This is a genomic window from Rhodobacter sp. NTK016B (assembly GCF_017303295.1).
In the GTDB taxonomy this organism is placed as follows: Bacteria; Pseudomonadota; Alphaproteobacteria; order Rhodobacterales; family Rhodobacteraceae; genus Pararhodobacter.
On record NZ_JAFKOK010000002.1, the window covers coordinates 166,532 to 186,502 of the forward strand.

General features: G+C 64.9%; 21 protein-coding genes. 8 read left to right on the forward strand and 13 right to left on the reverse strand.

Annotated elements, in window-relative coordinates:
• Window positions 1-5 precede the first annotated feature (5 nt).
• The gene (locus tag JI664_RS03140) at window positions 6-488 is read right to left on the reverse strand and encodes an oxidoreductase (protein WP_207012262.1); all 483 of its coding nucleotides are present in this window, start codon (window positions 486-488) and stop codon (window positions 6-8) included.
• A gap of 176 nt (window positions 489-664) precedes the next feature.
• On the opposite strand from JI664_RS03140, the gene JI664_RS03145 reads away from it, so the two are divergent.
• On the forward strand, window positions 665-1,321 hold the full coding sequence (locus JI664_RS03145) for a response regulator transcription factor (RefSeq protein ID WP_207012263.1): 657 nt from the start codon (window positions 665-667) through the stop codon (window positions 1,319-1,321).
• An 83-nt stretch (window positions 1,322-1,404) separates the two neighbouring features.
• Here JI664_RS03145 and nqrF read toward each other — a convergent pair whose 3' ends face one another.
• From nqrF to JI664_RS03175, 6 genes are read right to left on the reverse strand one after another with little or no spacing between them, the layout of a single operon-like run.
• Window positions 1,405-2,628: an NADH:ubiquinone reductase (Na(+)-transporting) subunit F gene (gene nqrF, locus JI664_RS03150; protein ID WP_207012264.1), complete on the reverse strand. Its 1,224-nt coding sequence runs from the start codon at window positions 2,626-2,628 to the stop codon at window positions 1,405-1,407.
• 12 nt (window positions 2,629-2,640) lie between these two features.
• Window positions 2,641-3,249: an NADH:ubiquinone reductase (Na(+)-transporting) subunit E gene (gene nqrE / locus JI664_RS03155; RefSeq protein WP_207012265.1), complete on the reverse strand. Its 609-nt coding sequence runs from the start codon at window positions 3,247-3,249 to the stop codon at window positions 2,641-2,643.
• The gene (locus tag JI664_RS03160) at window positions 3,249-3,902 is read right to left on the reverse strand and encodes an NADH:ubiquinone reductase (Na(+)-transporting) subunit D (protein ID WP_207012266.1); all 654 of its coding nucleotides are present in this window, start codon (window positions 3,900-3,902) and stop codon (window positions 3,249-3,251) included. The genes nqrE and JI664_RS03160 overlap by 1 nt, the downstream gene beginning before the upstream one ends.
• A complete protein-coding gene (locus JI664_RS03165) occupies window positions 3,902-4,711 on the reverse strand; it encodes a Na(+)-translocating NADH-quinone reductase subunit C (RefSeq protein WP_207012267.1) in 810 nt (269 codons plus the stop codon). Before JI664_RS03165 ends, JI664_RS03160 begins: the two co-directional genes overlap by 1 nt.
• Window positions 4,704-5,903 (reverse strand): NADH:ubiquinone reductase (Na(+)-transporting) subunit B, encoded by a 1,200-nt coding sequence (locus JI664_RS03170; protein ID WP_207012268.1) that lies wholly within the window; start codon window positions 5,901-5,903, stop codon window positions 4,704-4,706. The genes JI664_RS03165 and JI664_RS03170 overlap by 8 nt, the downstream gene beginning before the upstream one ends.
• A 3-nt stretch (window positions 5,904-5,906) precedes the next feature.
• A complete protein-coding gene (locus tag JI664_RS03175; protein WP_207012515.1) occupies window positions 5,907-7,250 on the reverse strand; it encodes a Na(+)-translocating NADH-quinone reductase subunit A in 1,344 nt (447 codons plus the stop codon).
• A gap of 181 nt (window positions 7,251-7,431) precedes the next feature.
• Here JI664_RS03175 and JI664_RS03180 point away from each other — a divergent pair, with 181 nt between their 5' ends.
• Window positions 7,432-8,466 carry an FAD:protein FMN transferase gene (locus tag JI664_RS03180; RefSeq protein WP_286173802.1) on the forward strand — a complete coding sequence of 345 codons (1,035 nt, stop codon included), beginning with the start codon at window positions 7,432-7,434 and terminating at the stop codon, window positions 8,464-8,466.
• Window positions 8,467-8,490: 24 nt separating this feature from the next.
• Window positions 8,491-8,751, forward strand: coding sequence for a (Na+)-NQR maturation NqrM (gene nqrM / locus JI664_RS03185; protein ID WP_207012269.1), 261 nt, complete (start codon window positions 8,491-8,493; stop codon window positions 8,749-8,751).
• Between the two features lie 19 nt (window positions 8,752-8,770).
• Here the strand turns inward: nqrM and JI664_RS03190 are convergent, their stop codons facing one another.
• The gene (locus JI664_RS03190) at window positions 8,771-8,968 is read right to left on the reverse strand and encodes a hypothetical protein (RefSeq protein ID WP_207012270.1); all 198 of its coding nucleotides are present in this window, start codon (window positions 8,966-8,968) and stop codon (window positions 8,771-8,773) included.
• An 80-nt stretch (window positions 8,969-9,048) separates the two neighbouring features.
• Between JI664_RS03190 and JI664_RS03195 the strand changes: the two genes are divergently transcribed.
• Window positions 9,049-9,570: a CBS domain-containing protein gene (locus JI664_RS03195; RefSeq protein ID WP_207012271.1), complete on the forward strand. Its 522-nt coding sequence runs from the start codon at window positions 9,049-9,051 to the stop codon at window positions 9,568-9,570.
• Between the two features lie 101 nt (window positions 9,571-9,671).
• On the opposite strand, the gene JI664_RS03200 is transcribed toward JI664_RS03195, so the two are convergent.
• From JI664_RS03200 to JI664_RS03215, 4 genes are all read right to left on the reverse strand, one after another.
• Window positions 9,672-10,622, reverse strand: coding sequence for an MBL fold metallo-hydrolase (locus JI664_RS03200; RefSeq protein ID WP_207012272.1), 951 nt, complete (start codon window positions 10,620-10,622; stop codon window positions 9,672-9,674).
• Window positions 10,623-10,656: 34 nt separating this feature from the next.
• Window positions 10,657-11,991 carry a TRAP transporter large permease gene (locus tag JI664_RS03205; RefSeq protein ID WP_207012273.1) on the reverse strand — a complete coding sequence of 445 codons (1,335 nt, stop codon included), beginning with the start codon at window positions 11,989-11,991 and terminating at the stop codon, window positions 10,657-10,659.
• On the reverse strand, window positions 11,988-12,551 hold the full coding sequence (locus tag JI664_RS03210; protein WP_207012274.1) for a TRAP transporter small permease subunit: 564 nt from the start codon (window positions 12,549-12,551) through the stop codon (window positions 11,988-11,990). Before JI664_RS03210 ends, JI664_RS03205 begins: the two co-directional genes overlap by 4 nt.
• A 96-nt stretch (window positions 12,552-12,647) precedes the next feature.
• Window positions 12,648-13,691, reverse strand: coding sequence for a TRAP transporter substrate-binding protein (locus tag JI664_RS03215; RefSeq protein ID WP_207012275.1), 1,044 nt, complete (start codon window positions 13,689-13,691; stop codon window positions 12,648-12,650).
• A gap of 241 nt (window positions 13,692-13,932) precedes the next feature.
• Here JI664_RS03215 and JI664_RS03220 point away from each other — a divergent pair, with 241 nt between their 5' ends.
• The 4 genes from JI664_RS03220 to JI664_RS03235 are packed head-to-tail and all read left to right on the forward strand — an operon-like array spanning window position 13,933 to window position 18,168.
• A complete protein-coding gene (locus tag JI664_RS03220; protein ID WP_286173803.1) occupies window positions 13,933-14,682 on the forward strand; it encodes an SDR family NAD(P)-dependent oxidoreductase in 750 nt (249 codons plus the stop codon).
• Window positions 14,683-14,696: 14 nt separating this feature from the next.
• Window positions 14,697-16,406 carry an FAD-dependent oxidoreductase gene (locus tag JI664_RS03225; RefSeq protein WP_207012277.1) on the forward strand — a complete coding sequence of 570 codons (1,710 nt, stop codon included), beginning with the start codon at window positions 14,697-14,699 and terminating at the stop codon, window positions 16,404-16,406.
• A 7-nt stretch (window positions 16,407-16,413) separates the two neighbouring features.
• Complete coding sequence (locus JI664_RS03230) at window positions 16,414-17,310, forward strand: DMT family transporter (RefSeq protein ID WP_207012278.1); 897 nt, start codon at window positions 16,414-16,416, stop codon at window positions 17,308-17,310.
• Window positions 17,311-17,346: 36 nt separating this feature from the next.
• Entirely contained in the window at window positions 17,347-18,168 is an 822-nt protein-coding gene (locus JI664_RS03235) for an IclR family transcriptional regulator (protein ID WP_207012279.1), read from the forward strand.
• 91 nt (window positions 18,169-18,259) lie between these two features.
• Here the strand turns inward: JI664_RS03235 and JI664_RS03240 are convergent, their stop codons facing one another.
• Entirely contained in the window at window positions 18,260-19,879 is a 1,620-nt protein-coding gene (locus JI664_RS03240) for a tannase/feruloyl esterase family alpha/beta hydrolase (protein ID WP_207012280.1), read from the reverse strand.
• Window positions 19,880-19,971 lie beyond the last annotated feature (92 nt).

Genomic DNA, 19,971 nt, shown 5'->3' on the forward strand with positions numbered 1-19,971 from the left:
CGAAGTCACGGCACGACCCGGATACGCGCCAACTGCCAGACGCTGCGGGCATAGGTTTCATCGGTCCGGTATTCCGGGCCGGCGTCATAGGGGTAAACGATCCAGAACGGCCCCTTGTCCCGCAGCGGGAATTCCGCGCCGTCGCGCAGGTAGGCGACGATGGGATAACGCGGGCCGATGTCTGACGCCGGGATATCGACCGCATAATCGTTGAAGGCAATGACGGTGACGTCCCTTGGCCCTGTCCCCACATGGGCGAGCAGCGCGCTGACCGGGACGCCGGTAAACTCGGTCACGCCGTCGGTCCAGATCGTGCCGGACAAGAAGACCTCTTGCGGCAGCGCGCGCAGGTCATCGAGATCAAGCATAAGCGTCTGTTCCGGGGTTTCGACGACCAGTACCTGCGCCGAAGCGCAGCCGGTCACGCCAAGCGGCGCCATGGCGATGACAAGGAAGAACGCGGTCAACAGGCGGATCGGAAAACGCATCACAGGGCCTTTAGCAAAGAACATCACGGTCGGATCCTTTCCGCCCGGCAGGGTTTCGCGACCTCCCCGGATCGGGCGAAACGGATTCTTATGATTCATCTGGCCATAAAGGGGTGAACAAAGGGCTACGACACGCCCGGCTCACGCGGAAAGCCTGCACAATTCGAGGAAAAAGAATGATGGGCGCAGATTCACTGGCCAAAGCGGCCTCTCATGACCGCGCGCGCGTGCTGGTTGCGGACGACCACGACATGGTGACGGAAATGATCGCGATGTTGCTGGGTTCGACGCCCGACCTGATCGCGGTGATCTGTTCCACGCTGGATGCGGCGCTGGAGCTTGAAGATATCCATGGCCCGTTCGATCTGGTGATCCTCGATTACAACATGCCGGGCATGGACGGGATTCGCGGGCTGGAACGGATGAAAGAGCGGCTGGGCGGCCGGCCAGTGGCCATCATCACCGGCAACCCGACGCCCGAACTGGTCGCGCAGGTGATGGCGGCGGGCGCGGTCGGCGTGATTCCCAAGACGATTTCGATGAAGAAGCTGGTCGGGGTGATCCGCGAGATGCGCGCGGCCGGGCGCCCTGTGGCGCCCGCGCTCACGGTGGTAGAGACCGAAACGGCGAGCGATGCCGGGCGGCTTTTCACCCCGCGCGAGGCCGAGATCCTGAAACAGATGGGCGATGGCCGGACGAACCGGATGATCGCCGCAATCTTCGAGATTACCGAGGACGAGCTTGAAACGATCATCGCGGCGATCTGTGAGAAGCTGGGCGTGGCGGATTGCGGTCAGGCGGTAGGGATGGCGCGGGACCGGGGCTTGATCTGATGACGCGGCATGGCCTGAGCAATATGAAAAGGCCCGCCCCGATGGTGATCGGAACGGGCCTGTGACCGACGGACGTGCGGCGATCAGCCGCCGAAATCGTCAAGCATGATGTCTTCGCGATCGACGCCCAGCTCGAGCAGCATGTTGATGACCGAGGCGTTCATGATGGGCGGACCACACATGTAATATTCGCAATCCTCGGGCGCCGGGTGGTTCTTGAGGTATTCTTCGAACAGGACGTTGTGGATGAAGCCAGTATAGCCTTTCCAGTCGTCCTCGGGCAGCGCGTCGGACAGCGCGACATGCCATTCGAAATTCGGGAATTCGGCGGCAAGCTGGTCGAAATCCTCGACGAAGAACATCTCGCGCTTCGAGCGGGCGCCGTACCAGAAGCTGATCTTGCGATCCTTGTTCTTCAGGCGCTTGAGCTGGTCGAAGATATGCGAGCGCATCGGAGCCATGCCCGCGCCACCGCCGATGAAGACCATCTCTTTTTCGGTGTCACGCGCGAAGAATTCGCCGAACGGACCCGAAATCGTGACCTTGTCGCCGGGTTTCAGGTTGAAGATGTAAGACGACATCTTGCCCGGGGGGATGCCTTCGGACCCCGGCGGGGGCGAGGCCACGCGGACATTGAGCATGATCATGCCCTTTTCGTCCGGGTAGTTGGCCATCGAATAGGCGCGCTCGATCGGCTCATCGACGGTCGAGGTATACTGCCACAGATTGAACCGGTCCCAGTCGCCGCGATACTCTTCTTCGACGTCGAAATCGGTGTATTTCACCGAATGCGCGGGCGCCTCGATCTGGATATAGCCGCCAGCGCGGAAATTCACGTCTTCGCCCTCGGGCAGATCGAGCACCAGCGCCTTGATGAAGGTCGCGACGTTCTCGTTCGAGCGGACGGTGCATTCCCATTTCTTGACGCCGAAGACCTCTTCAGGGACCTCGACCTCCATGTCCTGCTTGACCGCGACCTGACACGACAGCCGGTCACCGCGCGCGGCTTCGCGCTTGGTGATGTGCGATTCCTCGGTCGGCAGGATCGACCCGCCGCCGGAATGGATGCGCACGCGGCATTGCGCACAGGTGCCGCCGCCCCCGCAGGCAGAGGGCACGAACAGCTTCTGTTCGGCCAGCGTCTGCAGCAGCTTGCCACCGGCGGGGACCGAGATGGTCTTTTCGCCGTTGATGCGGATATTGACGTTACCGCTGGACACCAGCCGCGACCGCGCGGCAAGGATGATCGTCACCAGCGCGATGACGATCAGCGTGAAGAGCAGGACCCCAAGGCTGAAAGTTTCCATGATCCTCGTTCCTCAGAGTTTCACGCCAGAGAAGGACATGAACGCCATCGCCATCAGCCCCGCCGTGATGAAGGTGATGCCAAGGCCCTGCAGACCGTTCGGGATGTCCGAGTATTTCAGCTTCTCGCGCACGCCCGCCATCAGCGTGATGGCCAGCGCCCAGCCAAAGCCCGAGGACAGCCCGTAGGTCGCGGCCTCGGCGAAATCGTAGTCGCGTTCGACCATGAACAGCGAGCCGCCGAGGATGGCGCAGTTCACGGTGATCAGCGGCAGGAAGACCCCGAGCGCGTTGTAGAGCGGCGGGAAGTACTTATCGAGCACCATCTCGAGGATCTGCACCAGCGCGGCGATCACGCCGATATACGAGATCAGGCCGAGGAAGGTCAGGTCGACATCCGGAAAGCCCGCCCAGGCCAGCGCGCCGGGCGCGAGCAGGTAGGTGAGCAGCAGGTTGTTCGCCGGTACGGTGATCGCCTGCACGATCATCACCGAGACCCCGAGGCCCATCGCGGTCGAGATCTTTTTCGACACGGCGATGAAGGTACACATGCCCAGAAAGAAGGACAGCGCGAGGTTCTCGATAAAGATCGAGCGGACGGCAAGGGAAATGAGCGCTTCCATCAGTGAGTCTCGACCGTTTGGATCTTGTATTCGCGCTCTTCGACCTGTTCGGGTTTCCACGACCGGAAGGCCCAGATCAGCAGACCGATGATGAAGAAGGCCGAGGGCGGCAGCAGCAGCAGGCCGTTCGGAACGTACCAGCCGCCGTTATTCACCGTCTCAAGGATGGTGATGCCGAACAGGCTGCCCGAGCCGAACAGCTCGCGCACGACGCCGACCAGCATCAGGATCAGGCCGTAACCCAGCCCGTTGCCGATGCCGTCGATGAAGCTTTCGAAGGGCGGGTTCTTCATGGCGAAGGCTTCCGCCCGGCCCATGACGATGCAGTTGGTGATGATCAGGCCGACAAAGACCGACAGCGTCTTCGAAATCTCGAAGGCGAAGGCCTTGAGCAGCTGGTCGACGACGATCACCAGCGAGGCGATGATCACCATCTGCACGATGATGCGGATCGAGCCGGGGATCTGGCTGCGGATCATCGAGATGAACATCGACGAAAAGGCCGTCACCAGCGTCACCGCCAGCGCCATCACGAAGGCCACCTGCAGCGACGAGGTCACCGCAAGAGCCGAGCAGATGCCGAGCACCTGCAGCGTGATCGGGTTGTTGTCGACCAACGGGTCGATCAGCATTTCGCGGCGTTTGTGAGCCATCAGACATCCCCCGCTTTGAGCCGGTCGAGGAACGGACCATAGCCGCTCTCGCCCATCCAGAAATTGACAAGGTTATTCACGCCGGCCGTGGTCAGCGTGGCACCGGCCAGCGCGTCGATATGGTATTCGGCCCCTGCCGGCGGGACGGTTTTCGACACGCTGATCTGCAGCTCGCCATTCTCGTCGGCCAGAAGCGTGCCGCGCCATTCCGCGCGCCAGCGCGGGTTGTCGACCTCGGCGCCCAGACCGGGCGTTTCGGCGTGTTCGTAGAATTGCAGGCCGTAGATCGTGTTGCCGTCCGCTTCCAGCGCGATGTAGCCATACAGCGTCGACCACAGGCCGTAGCCGTGGATGGGCAGGATCACGCGCTCGATCTCGCCCGCATCGTCACGCAGGATATAGACAGTGACGAAGCGGCTCTGGCGACCGATCCCTGCGGGGTCGTCGTCCAGTTCGATCGACAGGGCCGGATCATCCGCCGCCGCGCGCTGGTCGAAGGTCGCCGGGTCAAATTCATCGGTGAATTCGCCGGTCGCCAGTTCCAGCACATGCGGCTCGAATGCGGCGAAGCTTTCGGCCACGTCGGCGGTCGGGTCATAGATGCCCGCGACCTGAAGGATGTTGATCTGCCGGTCGCGCAGCGCGTTGACCTGCTGCAGCGGGCGCAGAGCCACGGCTGCCGCCGACACGACCATCGAAGCCACGAGGCACAGCGCCACCGCGACGAAGACGGTCTTGCCCACGGAATCCGCGGGCGCCGCCAGGAACCGGGCGATTGCGCCTTTGGGGGCGTCGTTTCCGTCAGCCATTCCGCTTGCTCCTGCGCTTGATATTGGCCTGAACGACAAAGTAGTCGATCAGCGGCGCAAAGACGTTCCCGAACAGGATCGCCAGCATCATGCCTTCGGGGAAGGCAGGGTTCAGCACCCGGATCAGCACCACCATGACACCGATCAGCGCGCCATAGAAATAGCGGCCCATATTGGTATGCGAGCCCGAAACGGGTTCGGTCACCATGAACACAAGGCCAAAGGCAAAGCCGCCGGTGACAAGGTGCCAGTACCACGGCATCGCGAACATCGGGTTCGAGCTGGAACCGATCCAGTTCAGCAGCAGCGAGAAGCCGATCATGCCCGCTAGGCAGCCCGCGACCATGCGGTAATTGGCAATCCGCGTAGCCAGCAGGAAGACAAGACCGATGGCGCAGGCCAGCGTCGAGGTCTCGCCCATCGAACCGGGGATGAAGCCCAGGAAGCTGTCCCACCACGTCATGCCGCGCGCGGCCAGTTCCTGAAACCCGTCCGAGGCCGAAACCGCCAGCGCGGTGGCGCCGGTATAGCCGTCGACCGGAACCCAGACGCTGTCGCCCGACATCTGCGCGGGATAGGCGAAATACAGGAAGGCCCGCCCGGTCAGCGCCGGGTTCAGGAAATTCTTGCCGGTGCCACCGAAGACTTCCTTGCCGATCACCACGCCGAACAGGATCCCCAGCGCGACCTGCCACAGCGGGGTCGTCGCCGGCACGATCAGCGCATACAGCATCGAGGTCACAAGGAAGCCTTCGTTCACTTCGTGCTTGCGCGCGGTGGCGAAGATCACCTCGGCGATACCGCCCGCGACCAGCGTCGTGATGTATATGGGCAGGAAATAGAGCAGCCCGTGCAGCATGTTTGCCATCGGGCTGGTGGCATCGAAACCGATCCCCAGCGTCTCGATCACCGAAGCCCGCCAGCCCGACGCGCCGAATTCGGCAATCGCCCGGTTGGTCTGATAGCCGGTGTTATAGAGCGCCATCAGGATGCACGGGATCGTCGCGATCACGACATAGGTCATGATACGCTTCATATCGATATACGAGCGCGCATGCGGGGCGACGGTGGTCACGGTTTTCGGGGTATAGAGGAAGCTTTCCACCATCTCGTAGACGGGGAAATACCGCTCCCATTTGCCGCCCTTCAGAAAATGCGGCTCGACCCGGTCAAAGAAGCTACGCAATCCCAAGGATCAGCCCTCTTTCTCAATCTTGCTCAGGCAATCCCGCAAAGCGAGGCCATATTCATATTTCGCGGGACAGGCGAAGCCGACGAGACCGAGGTCCTCTTCGTCGAGTTCCAGCGCGCCGAGCGCCTGTGCCTGGTCAGTATCCATAACCAGAAGCGCACGCAACAACTGGGTCGGCAGAAAGTCCTGCGGCATCAGGCGTTCAAACGTGCCCGTGGGCACCATCGCCCGACGCCCGCCATTCAGGTTCGAGGTCAGCGGGAAGGTCCGGCGCGACAGGGCCGAGCCCAGCACCGGCTGCACCGCGTATTTCGACACCATCGGACGGATCCAGCCCATCGCGATCTGCTTGTGGTCTTCCTCGATCAGCGTGATCTGGCGCGCATAACGGCCCAGATAGCCATTGGCCCCCGCGCCCATATGCCCACTCAACACCGAGCCCGAGATCATCCGCGCGGGCACGTCCTGCGGCAGATCGGCCCCGGCGAGTTCCGCCATCGACGCCCCCAGCGTGGTGCGCACAAGCCGCGGATTGGCGCAGATCGGCCCCACCAGCGCGATCACGCGCGAGAAATCGACGCGCCCGGTCAAGAACAGCCGGCCGATGGCGATCACGTCCTGATAGCCGATGGTCCAGACCGTCCGCGTGTTCGACGGCGGGGTCAGGAAATGCATATGCGTGCCGGCCAGCCCGGCGGGATGCGGCCCCGAGAAGGCCGCCGCTTCGACACCCGGCAGATCGGCGCCGGGGATAGACGCGCCGTCGGCGTGGCACAGATAGGTCGTGCCCTCGGTCAGCGCGGCGATGCAGGCGAGACCCTTGGTGAAGGCCTGCGCCTCGGCCTCGATCAGCGGGGCGGGATCGGGCGAGAGCGGCTCGGTATCCATCGCGGTGACGTAGATCGCGTAGGGCCGCGCCGCCGGGTCGGGCAGCTTGGAATAGGGCCGCGTGCGGAACGAGGTCCACAGCCCCGATGCGCACAGCTTCGCAGCGATGGCCTCGGCGCTGTCTTCGCCCCCGATCTGCGAATAATCGACCGGCTCGGCGGCGCGGTCATCGGCTTCGATCTCGATGCTGATCAGCTTGCGGCGCGCGCCCCGGTTGATCGCCTTCACCCGGCCCGAAACCGGCGCGGCGATCTGCACTTCGGGCAGGTCCTTGTGGAACATCAAGGGCGCTCCGGCCCCGACGACATCGCCCTCTTCCACGACGATGCGCGGCTTCAGGGACACGTAATCGTCGCCGAGAACGGCATAGATCCGCGCCGCGCCGGTCTCGACCGAAGTCTGCCGAAGAGCACCGTCAATGGGAACATCAAGTCCCTTCTTCAGGGCGAACCGCTTCACCACGCGTGACCTCTAGCTTTGATACATCTCGAGTTTCGTGGCTTATGCACCGAGCATTCGCGTGGTAAAAGTCGAAAATCGGCCCCGGGCCACAACTTTTTTGCTTGAACTGACCCCGAATGTCACGGACAAGCCGCACGTCTTGCTCTGGTGAGCGTGCAAACCCAGAAGAGGTCAACAATTGTCCGATCTGCCCAAATTTTCCCGTCGCTCTGTTGTCGGAACCGCCTTCGCGCTGCCGCTGGCCTTCGCCGCCTGCAACCGCGAACCGTCGGTGCACAATCTTGTCGGGCGCGCGATGGGCACGTCGTATTCGATCACCGTCATCGATGAGACCCGCAAGCTGACCGAAGCCGAGATCCGCACCGCCATCGACGGCGCGCTGGCCGAGGTCGACGTGCAGATGTCGAACTGGAACCCGGCGTCGGAAATCTCGCGCTTCAACGCGCAGACCGGCACGCAGCCGGTAACCCTGTCGCCCGAACTGGCGATGGTGATCGACGCGGCCGAGCAGGTGCATCTGGCCAGCGACGGCCGTTTCGACACCACGGTCGGCCCGCTGATCGAGTTGTGGGGCTTCGGCGCCCCCGGTGCGCATGATATGCCCGCCGAGGCGCAGATCACCGAAGCCATGGCCCGTATCGGCCATGAGCGCACGCTGGCGCGCGAAGCCGGCGCGCTGCGAAAGCGTCAGGGCGATGCGCAAGTCTACCTGTCGGCCATCGGCAAGGGCTATGGCGTCGACCGCGTTGCCCGCGCCATTGCCGAGCTGGGCGTGAGCGATTTCATGGTCGAGATCGGCGGCGACATGTATGCCGCCGGCCGCAATCCGAACGGCCTGCCCTGGCAGATCGGCATCGAAACGCCCGCGGCCCTTGGCGGCGGTGTGTATGACGTTGTCGGCATCTCGGGTGTGGGTCTGGCGACCTCGGGCGATTACCGCAACTATTTCGAACAGGACGGTCAGCGCTTCTCGCATGTGATCGACCCGACGACGGGCCGCCCGGTCACGCACCGCACCGCCTCGACCACGGTCATCGCCGAGAATTCGATGCTGGCCGATGCCTGGGCCACAGCGATGCTGGTTCTGGGCCGCGAGCGCGGGCTGGAAATCGCGCGAGCGCACGACGTGGCGGTGATGTTCCTTGACCATCAGGGTGAGGGCGCCGGATTTGCCTCCTCCACCAGCCCGCGTTACGATGCGCTGGTAGCCTGACATCGGAAATAAGGACGGCGCGACATGGCCACGTTCCTTGCGACTTTCGTGATCCTGATGGTGGTGATGCTGGGCATGGCGCTCGGCGTCATCCTGATGGGACGCACCATCAAGGGCAGCTGCGGCGGTCTGAACGCCATCGCGGACGCCGATAAATGCCTTGTGTGCAGCAAGGATATCGACCCCGACAGCCCCCTGCGCGAGCGGCTCGCCTGCCCGCGCGCGCGCAAGATGCTCGAACGCGCGGGACTCGAAGCGGGGCTCGAGGACGCGCCCAGCTCCTGACGCGCCCCGACGGGCGCGTCTAAGCGCCGGCCGTGCTCCCGGTGGCGAGCGGGATGAATCCCACCGTCAGAAGCCCGGTCGCCGCCAGCACTCCCCATAGCCACAATTGCCAGCGCGGGCCTTCGGCCTTCCAGACCCGGCGGAACTGAAAGCCGCAAAAGCAGGCCACGACGAAGATCGTGACGGCGGCAGGTTGTGGCAGGGTGAGATGCGGCACGAAAAAACTCCTACTGGTTTCGTCCGGTTGCGCTATCTTTGACGAAGCGACCAATCCACGGCCAGGGAGAGAACCGCGAAATGCCAGCGTCTTATCAGCCTCCGATGCGCAAAGACGAGGAGAAAAACCGCACTCACAGCCAGAGTGCGGCGACCAACCTCAAGACCGAAACCCTGACCGTGCGTCAGGTGCTCGACCACAAGGGAAGCGACGTCTTCTCGATCACCCCGGACGAAACCCTGCGCAGCGCGGTCGAAATCCTGCGCGACCAGCGGATCGGCGCCCTGCTGGTCTGCGATACCGAAGGCGCGCTGGTGGGCATCCTGTCCGAGCGCGACATCGTCCGCAAGCTTGCCGACGCGCCGGGCCAGACCCTGCCGCAGAAGGTGGGCGACGTGATGACCTCGAAGGTGCAGACCTGCGAGCCGTCGGAAACGCTGATGCAGATCCTCAAGACGATGAATGCGGGCCGCTTCCGGCACATGCCGGTGATGGAAGACGGTGCGCTGGCGGGGATGATTACCATCGGCGACGTGGTGAATTATCGGCTCGTCGAGTTGGAACACGAAGCGCTGCAGCTCAAGCAGCTGATCGTCGGCTGACATCGCCCTGCCCTGCCCCGCACGGGTAGGGATCTGACAGCAAGACGGCCCGCGCAGTCAGCGCGGGCCGTTTGTCATTCCGTGACAGGCGGTGAGGGATCTCAGCCCTGCAGGTCGTTCCACATCTGCTGATCGCGCTCGGCGGTCCAGATGCGGGGGGTGTCGATGCCGCGGGCCTCGTCATAGGCGCGGCCGACATTGAAGGGCAGGCAATGCTCGTAGATCGCGTAATCCTTGAATTTCGGATCGCATTCCGCGCGCACCGCGTCCCAGGCCTCTTTCAGCGTGCCGCCGCGCGCCACGACGCGGGCGACCGGCTTGTAGGTCGAGCGCACGAAATCGGCGGTGTTCTCGATCGCCGCCGTGACCATCTCATCGCCCACCAGCGCATCGCCCCGGCCCGGCGCAATCGCCCGCGGCTCGAACGAGGCGATATTGGCAAGCGTCTGTTCCCAATCGGCAAAATGACCGTCGCCGCAATAGCAGGCCGAGTGGTACTCGACGATATCGCCGGTGAACATCACCTCGGCATCGGGCACCCAGACCACCGCGTCGCCCGCCGTATGCGCGCGCCCCAGATGCATGATGTCGACCCGGCGATTGCCCAGATAGACGGTCATCGAATCGCTGAACGTGGTGGTGGGCCAGGTCAGGCCGGGGATTTCCTCGTGCCCCTGGAACAGGCGCGGGAAGCGGCCGAATTCCGAATCCCAGTCCTCCTGACCGCGCTCGGCGACCATCGCGCGGGCGGTGTCGGACATGATGATCTCGCGCGCGCCATAGGCGGCGGCCCCCAGCACGCGCACCGCGTGGTAATGGGTCAGAACCAGATGCGTGATCGGCTTGTCGGTCACCGAGCGCACGCATTCGATCACCTTGCGCGCCAGACGCGGCGTCGCCTGCGCCTCGACGATCATCACGCTGTCATCGCCGATGATCACCCCGGTATTCGGATCGCCTTCGGCGGTGAAGGCGTAAAGCCCCTCGCCCACCTGCGTGAAGGAGATCGTCTTCTCGGTCATGTCCCCGGCGGAGGCAAATGCTTTGGCCATTGGTAAACTCCGATAGTCTCTTGGTTTCGTTGGGTCAGCGCAGCGCGATGGGCAGCCACAGCGCAATGGCAGGAATGAAGATCACCAGCAAGAGCGCGGTGATCTGGATCAGCACGAAGGGGATCACCCCGCGATAGATCGTGCGGATCGGCAGCTCTGGCGCGATGCCGCGCAGGTAGAACAGCGCATAGCCGAAAGGTGGTGTCAGGAACGAGGTTTGCAAGTTCACTGCCAGCGCGATGGCAAACCAGATCATCACCTGATCGCCCGGCAGACCGAAATCCAGCTGCGCGACGATGGGCGCGACAATCGGCACCACGACGGCGGTGATCTCGACCCAGTCAAGAAAGAAGCCCAGCAGGAAGACCAGAGCCATGATGGTGAAGAACACGGCGTAGGGATTGCGCTCGCCGATATTGAACAGATCGAGGATCATCGCGTCGCCCCCCAGCCTGCGGAACACGACCGAAAAGATCGACGCGCCGATCATCACGAAGACGATCATCGCCGTGGTCTTGGTGGTTTCGTGCAGTGCGCCGCTGAGCGCCTTGAAGCTGAGCTTGCGCGACAGAAGCGCCAGCACCAGCGCACCGGCCGCGCCGATGGCGGCGGATTCGGTGGGCGTGGCGATGCCCGCGATGATCGTGCCCAGCACCGACAGGATCAGCACCAGCGGCGCCACAAGGTCGCGCATCAGCGCCCACAGCGTCTGGCCAAGGCTACGCTTCTCGCCGCGTTCGGGCGCGGGCACGCGGTGCGGCTGGAAGAACGCGACCGAGCCGAGATAGAGGAAATAGAGCCCCGACAGCACCAGCCCCGGCACGATGGCGGCCATGAACAGGTCGCCCACCGAGACACGCAGCTGGTCGCCCAGAATGATCAGCATGATTGAGGGCGGCAGCAGGATACCCAGCGTCCCCGACGAGGCGATCAGCCCCGAGGCAAGGCGCATATCGTATTTCGCCTCGCGCATGGCGGGCAGCGACATCATGCCCATCATCACCACCGAGGCGCCGATGATACCGGTCGAGGCCGCCATGATCACGCCGATGATCATCACCGAAAAAGCGTAGCCGCCCGGCGTGCGCTGGAACAGCGAGGCGAGCGAGCGCATGAGCCGCTCGGCAATGCCCGAGCGTTCCAGCATCAGGCCCATGAAGACGAAAAGCGGGATCGCCACCAGCAGCCAGTTGGTGAGCGTGCCGGAATAGATCCGCTGCACGCCCATCGACAGGAACAGCATCGGAATGCCGTTGAGGACGGCGAAAATAATGCCGATGCCGGCAAGGACAAAGGCGACGGGATAGCCCGAGAAGATGCCGGCGATAAGGCCCAGCAGCATCAGTTCGGGGCCGAGATGGTCGATCATCGTGTGTCCTCGGTCAGGTCGCCGCGGAAGAGTTGAATGGCGGTGCCGATTGCGCGGATGAGGCCCAGAAGCCCAAGCACCGCGAAACTGAGCGGCAGCATCGCCTTGATCAGCCAGCGAGTATCGAGCCCGCCCTGCGTCGAGCCTTCGGCGGTGCGGAAGGCCACTTCGGTAAAGGACCAGCCATACCAGGCGATGATCGCGCAGAAGGGCAGAAGAAAGACCAGATCGCCGATCATCCGCACCCAGAGCCGTTTGCGCGGGCCCATCTGCAGCGCAAGGAAATCGACCGAGACATGGCGATCATCGCGCAGTGACCAGATGCCGCCCCAAAGCACCAGCAGGGCGAAGATGTACCACTGGATGTCGAACAGGCTGTTGACGGTCAGCGCCCGGCCCAGAACCGGGATCGAGCCGTCCCAAGCGATCAGCGTGTTGCGACCGAGGGCGGCGTAGACGATTGAGATCAGGATCGTGGCGATCAGCGGCAGCGTGAGCCAGCTGACCCAGACGGCGGGCAGGCACAGAAGTGCCATCGCTTTCTTCAGGAATGCCGGCATGCTCCCCCCCGGGCAAGTGGGCCGTGTTCGTGGTCGGGGCGGTCGCCTCTGCTTTGAGGGACCGCCCCGGCTGTTGTCGCTATCCAATCACGCCGATCAGCGGGCCGGAAGGGCCTGCAGGCTCGACCATTCGCCGACGCTGTCCATATAGGCGCGCAGCGATTCCAGCGCCTCGGCAAAGATCGGGTCCTGGGCGGCCTGCTCGTCGAGCACCGCGTCCGAGGCGTCGCGCAGGGCGAGCAGAACCTCGTCGGGGAAGCGGCGGACGTCGGTCCCGGCTTCGCGGATTTCCGCGATCGCGGCGGCCTGGCTGTTGATCTGGTCGCCGAGGTTATAGGCGATGTTGGCCTGGCAGGCTTCGGTCATGATGTCCTGCGTACGCTCGTCGAAGCTGTTCCAGACATCCATGTTGATGATGATGCTGTCCCAGCTCGACGGCTGGTGCCAGCCCGGGAAGTAGTAGTATTCCGTCACACGCTGGAAGCCGAAGCCCACATCGAGCTGCGGTGCCGAGAATTCGGCCGCGTCGATGCGCCCGGTTTCGAGGCTGAGGAAGATCTCGCCCGCCGGGACCAGCTGGGTGTTGGCGCCCAGACGCGCCATCGCCATGCCGCCGAGACCGGCGATCCGCATGTTCAGGCCCTCAAGGTCTTCGACCGAGTTGATCTCGCGGTTGAACCAGCCACCGGCTTCGGCGCCGACCAGGTGGCAGGGCAGAACCTTGACGTTGAACGGGTCATAGGCGCGCTGGATGATTTCCAGACCGCCCCCTTCGAACATCCAGCCCAGCGCCACGTCCGGCGAGGGGCCGAAGGGCATCGAACCGACGAGGTTGGCGACCGGGATCTGCTGCGCCCAGTAACCGATCCAATCGAAGCCCATCTGCAGGGCGCCCGAGCTGACCGCGCCGAAAACTTCGAACGGCGGCACGAAATCGCCCGCGCCGTGCACGTTGATGGTGACGTCGCCGTCGGTCATCTCGTTCACGCGCGCCGCCCAGAGCTGCGGGCTCGGGCCGATCGAGGGCACGTTAAGCCCGAACACACTTTGCAGATCGAAGGTCTGCGCCTGAGCGGCCGTGCCACCCGCGGCGACAAGCGCGGCCGCAGCCAGCAGCGGCAGTCGTTTGAAAGTCGTCATGTCTGTTCCTCCCGAAAATTCGCGTCTTCCGTCCTCGGCATGGTGCCGGGGCGGACTCCCGAAGCCGGGAGCACTGCTTGCGAAAAGACGTGTCCCAACCCTACCTTTTGTTAGTCATCAACAAATCTATTTGCAACAGACAAATTTTGTGCGAGACGAAAAAGGCAACCCAGAGGGGATCGGCACATTGGCCGTGCCCCTCTGGGGATCGGGATGGGAGGACATGATGCAAGGATTTTCCTTGAATTTTAAAGGCGTTGTTGCCGTTGTGACCGGCGCGGCGCAGGGAAATGGCCGGGCGATCGCCTTGGGGCTGGCCGAGGCAGGCGCAGCGGTCGCCTGCTGCGATATGCAGGGCGATTCGGTGCGCGAACTGGCCGAAGAGATCGTCCGGTCAGGCGGCAAGGCGGTGGGAATCACGCTGGACGTGACCGATTCCGACGCCTGCCGGTCCGCCGCCAAGGCAGTGGCGGAAACGCTGGGTGATGCCTCGGTGCTGGTCAACAATGCGGGCGTCATCCGCCGCACGCTGCCCGATGCCGAAAGCTTCGCCGCCGATTGGGATTTCGTGCTGAAGGTCAATGCGACCGGCACGATGCAGATGGTCCGCGCCTTCCTGCCGCAGCTTCGCGCCACGCAGGGGCGGATCGTCAATCTGGGGTCGATCATGTCAGTGACAGCCGGGCCCGGTCTGGCCGCTTATGCCGCGTCGAAGGGCGCGGTGCTGCAGCTGACCAAGGTTCTGGCGCATGATCTGGCGCCCGACGGCATCCGCGTCAACGCGATCGCGCCCGGCGTGATCGAGACGCCGATGACCGAGGTCACGCGCGCCGATCCCGACGCGATCGGGCGTTTCATGGCCCATACCCCGCTGCGCCGCCCCGGCCATCCGTCGGAACTGGTCGGGCCAGTGCTGTTCCTCGCTTCCGAGGCATCGAGTTACGTGACGGGCGCTCTGTTGCCCGTCGATGGCGGCTATCTGGCCGCGTGAGAAGGATTGAGACGATGAAACGACAAGAGGTAGACGTTCTGGTAGTCGGTTCGGGCGCGGGCGGTCTGTCGACCGCCGTGGCCGCCGCGCATCGCCGGCTCGACGTTCTGGTGGTCGAGAAGGAACCCGTGTTCGGCGGCACCACCGCGCGGTCGGGCGGCTGGATGTGGATCCCCGGCAACGGCCCCGAACTGCGCGCCGGTATCGAGGACGACGCCGCCAAGGCGCGGATCTACCTGCAGCACGAAGCGGGCGAGCATTTCGATGCCGAGCGCGTCGATGCCTTTCTGGAAGCCGGCCCCAAGGCGGTCGAGTTCTTCGAAGAGAAAACCGCGCTGCAATTCGACCTTGGCCCGTTCTTCGCCGATTACCATCCCGATGCCCCGGGCGGCATGGATGGCGGCCGCTCGATCGTCGCGCGGCCCTTCGACGGGCGTGAACTGGGCCCCGAGATCAAACGCCTGCGTCCGCCTTTGCAGGAGATCACTTTCCTCGGGATGATGATCGGCTCGGGCAAGGAGCTGCTGCACTTCTTCAACGTCATGCGCTCGCCGGTCTCGGCCTTTTACGTGGGCAAGCTGTTCTTCAAATTCCTGCGCGACATGGCCTTCCACGGTCGTCCGATGCGACTGATGAACGGCAACGCGCTGGCCGGGCGGCTGGCGAAATCGGCCTTCGACAAGGGCGTGCCGATCTGGACGCATGCGCCGGTGCGCGAGCTTCTGCGTGACGACAACGACAACATCATCGGCGCACGGATCGACCGGCGCGACGGTCCGGTCGAAGTGATCGCGCGCAAGGGCGTGGTGCTGGCTGCGGGCGGCTTCCCGCAGGACATGCTGCGCCGCAAGGAGCTGATGCCGCACGCCCCCACCGGCTACGAGCACGTCACCCCCGCGCCTCCGGGCAATACCGGCGACGGGCTGCGGCTGGGCGAAAGCGCGGGCGCCACGGTGGACACCTCCCTGCCCCATGCCGCCGCTTGGGTCCCGATCTCGCGGCCGGTGCGGCCGGACGGGACGCTGGGCACGTTCCCGCATTTCGTCGACCGCTCGAAACCCGGCGTGATCGCGGTCACGCGCTCGGGCAAGCGGTTCGTGAACGAATCGAACAGCTACCACGATTTCTGTCAGGCCATGGTCGCGCGCTGCCGCGAGGAAGCGGGCGAGGGCACCGAACCCGCCGCGTGGTTCATCACGGATCACCGGGCGTTCCGCAAATACGGGCTGGGCTATGCCAAGCCCGCGCCGGTTCCCTACAAGGCGCTGATCAAGAACGGCTATCTGTTGCGCGGCAACACGCTGCGCGAACTGGCCGAGCAATTCGGTGGCGACGGGGCCGAGCTTGAACGCACGGTGGCCGCATACAACCCGCTGGCGGCCAAGGGCGAGGACCCGGAATACGGCAAGGGCTCGACCAGCTACAACCGTTCGCTGGGCGACCCCGAGCATGGGCCGAATCCCTGCCTTGCGCCGATCAAGGACGGGCCGTTCTACGCGGTGCGGCTCTATGTGGGCGATCTGGGCACCTTCGCGGGGCTCAAGACAAACGCCAATGCGCAGGTGCTGGATGCTCAGGGCCAGCCGCTGCAGGGGCTCTATTCGGTGGGCAACGACGCGGCCTCAATCATGGGGGGCAATTACCCCGGTGGCGGCATCACGCTGGGTCCGGCGATCACCTTTGGCTACATCGCCGCGCGTCACATGGCGCGGGCCAACGACTGATCGCGTCATGGATCGAACGCGGCAGGGCGTCGCGCTGGGTTTCCTCGCGGCGCTCAGCTGGGGGATCTACAATGTTGGCGCCGAAATCGGACAGGCGACGGGCTTCCGGCCCGCCGACCTGACGCTTCTGCGCTACGGGGGAGCGGCGCTGCTGATGGCGCCGCTTCTGGTTCTGGCCCGCCACCGGCTGCCGCCCCTGCGCAAGGTGGCGGTGCTGGCGCTTCTGATCGGTCCGCTTTTCGCGCTGGCCTTCAACGAAGGGTTCCAGCGTGCACCGCTCTCGCATGCGGTGGTGATCGGGCCGGGCATGTCGATGCTCGTGGCCAATGCGCTCGACCGCTGGACCAGCGGCACGCCGCTAAGCTGGATGCGGCGGATCGGCATCGCGATCCTGATCGGCGGGCTGCTAATCATCGCCGCCGACGCCCCCGCGCCACGCGCCTCGGGCGGGTCGGTGCTGGTGGGCGATCTGTTCTTCGTCACCTCGGGGTCGCTGTGGGGGATCTACGTCTTCACCATGGGCCGCTGGAAGCTGCCACCTATCGAGACCACCGCCTGCATCGCGACACTCGCGACCCTCGCCTATGCGCCGGTCTATCTGTGGGTCTGGGGCCTGCCCGATCTGGCGCCGGGCCTGTGGGCCGAGCAATTCTTCTATCAGGGCGTAGTCGGCGGCTGCCTTGCCTTCGTGATCTTCGCTGCGACCGTTTTGCGGCTGGGCGGGGGACGGGCGGCGCTTTTCTCGGCACTGGTCCCGTCCGCGGCGGTGTTGCTTGCGATACCGCTTACCGGGCAATGGCCCAATGCCATACAATGGATGGGTGTGGCGGTGACGACACTGGGGCTGATCGTCTCGCTTGACCTGTGGCAGCGTCAGAAGGCATTGCCGGGGCGTGCCGGGTAGCGGAAACGTGGCAGCAGCCAGAGCGGGAGAGGGCGGATGGCAGAGGATATGGCGCGCGGCGAGGGCGCAGATGGCGGCAAGCCCGCCAAAGCGCAGCGCGGCATCCGTTCGCTGGAAACGGCGGGCGCCATCCTGCGGGTGATGGCCGAGGCCAATGGCCCGATGAAACTGCGCGACATCGCCGAGGCGGTCGACGTGGCCCCTGCCCAGCTGCACCCCTATCTCGTCAGCCTGCGCGGGATGCAGATGGTCGAGCAGACCGATACAGGCCTGTACGGGCTGGGGCCGTTCGCGCTGCAACTGGGCATGAGCCGTCTGCGCGCGCAGGATGCCTATCACGAGGCGATCGTGCGGGTGTCGGGGCTGGCCGAGGAAACCGGGCTGATGGTCGCGCTGTCGGTCTGGGGCCTGCATGGCGTGACCATCGTCCATGTCCGCGAGACCATTGCGCGCATCCATGCCAACGTGCGCGCGGGCGGCGGGTTCGGGCTGACCAACACCGCGACGGGGCGGTTGTTCGTGGCCTTCCTGCCCGAGACGATGACCGCGCCGCTCATTCGTCAGGAACTGGCCGAGCGCGCCAGCACCGAAACCCGCTTCAGCTTCGACGAAGCCGCCTACCGCGCCGATATCGCCCGTATCCGGCGCGAGCGCTACGAGACCACTCTGGACCTGCCGATCCCGGGCGTCAGCGCCGTCACCGCGCCGGTCTTCGATTTCACCGGCGAGATGAAGCTGGCGATCACGGTGATCGGCCCGACCCAGCAGATTGATCTGGGCCCGGACGGCGCGGCGGTGCGCGCGACGCTCGATTTCGCGCGCAAGCTGTCGACCGACCTGGGCTATCACCCGTCCTGACGCCTCAGGCATCGGCGGGCATCGGACCACCAACGAAAACACCGCGCCCCAAAGGGACGCGGTGTTTCCTTTTGCACGCGGTTAGCCGGGTTTAAGGCGCCTCGCAGGTGAAGTTCTCGGCGAGGGTCTCGTCGCCCGTGCCGCTATAGCGCGCCTGCGACGGATAGGGGCAGGCCGGACGGCTCAGTTCGGCAGTGCCCGCAGCCTCGGTCCCGTGGGTGACGATCCGGTCGGGTGCCTGACCGTTTTCGACCCAGTCCACCACCGCTTGTAGCGGATCGAAACGACCCAGCCCCGAGCCGCCGCCGCAATGATGCACGCCGGGCACGAAGAACAGCCGCGCGAAATCGTCACGCGCATCGCCATAGGTCGCGTCCAGCTCCCTGAACCAATCCATCAGCTCATAGCCCGAAAAGACCGGATCGCCGCTGCCGTGCCAGACGATCATCCGACCGCCCCGGTCGCGGAACGCGTCCAGATCGGTGCTGCGCGAACCCCAGATCTCTTGCGAAGCCGTGGTCTGGGCCCAGTCGGTCTCGGCGTCGAAATCGCGCAGGGGATCGGTGTTGGGCCGGGGGTCAGGGAAGGCCAGATAGCGCAGCCAGTCCTGCTGATAGGTGCCCTGACGACCGTATTGCCCCGCCGTCGGTGCGCTGCCCAGAAGCCAGGCGCGCCAGCCGCTCGGCCCGGCCTCGGCCCCCGGCATCAGGCCGCGATAGATGGGCGTACCATCCGCCAGCGAGGGGCCGTCATAGATCGCCTGCACCGCGTCCACCTGCGCCTGCGTCAGGCACTGGTTGCTTTCGCCCTCGCCGCAGAGCAGCTCGGATGGATCGACGCGGCAGCTCGTATCCTGAATGAGCCCGTCCTCGATCCCGTCGCGCGCGTCGCAGGTTGCCCGCGCATGGGACTGGATGAGCGCCAGCTCGTCATCCGAGAAGGCTTGCGAGACGATTGGATCACCGTTGCCATCGGTCGGCGACGCGGCGGCCAGCGCGCGGGTGTTCCAGTTCCACGCGACCACCGCGCCCACCAGATCCATCGCCGGAGCCGCCGAGACGATGCCGTCGAAATGCTCGGGATAGCGCCAGGCGGAAATCATCGCCTGCCGCCCGCCATTCGAGCAGCCGTTGAAATAGCTGTGGTCGGGGCCGGCCCCGTAAAGCTCGGTGACCAGCGCGCGGGCGCCGGTGGCGACGATATCGACCGCGTTGTAGCCGTTATCCAGCCGCGCCTGCTGATCGACACCGAAGCTCGCATCCGCCGAATCGACGCCGGTATGGCCCGAATCCGTCGCCACGACCGCAAAGCCCTGCGCCAGCGCCGGGGTGCCGCTGACGCCATCCGCGCCAATGGCCGGACGCACCGCGCCGTCCAGACCGCCGCCGCCCTGGAACAGGAAGCGGTGGCTCCAGTCCTGCGGCAACCGCAGCTCGAAGCCCGCACCATAGATCTTGCTGGGGCCGCCGGGCGCCGGGGTCCCCTGCCCCAGACGCGGCGCCATAATCCCCTGCACAAGGCAATGTGGCGTGGCGCCGTCGGCCAGCGTCGCCATGCGTGCGGCGGTCACGATGCCGCCGGCAAGATCCGCCTGCATCAGCGCCGTGCAGCGCTCGGCGAAATCGTCGGTGGTTGCGGGCGCGCTTTGCGCATGCGCGGCGCCAGCCAGCCCCAAGACAAGGGCAGAGGTCAGTCCGGTTATGGATCGCATGTGTCGTCCTCCCGATGCGATGCCCGGCCGATGCGCACCTGATGCGGGCACCACCTCCCCGTGGGGCTCCACTGCGCAAAGTCCGGCTTGAT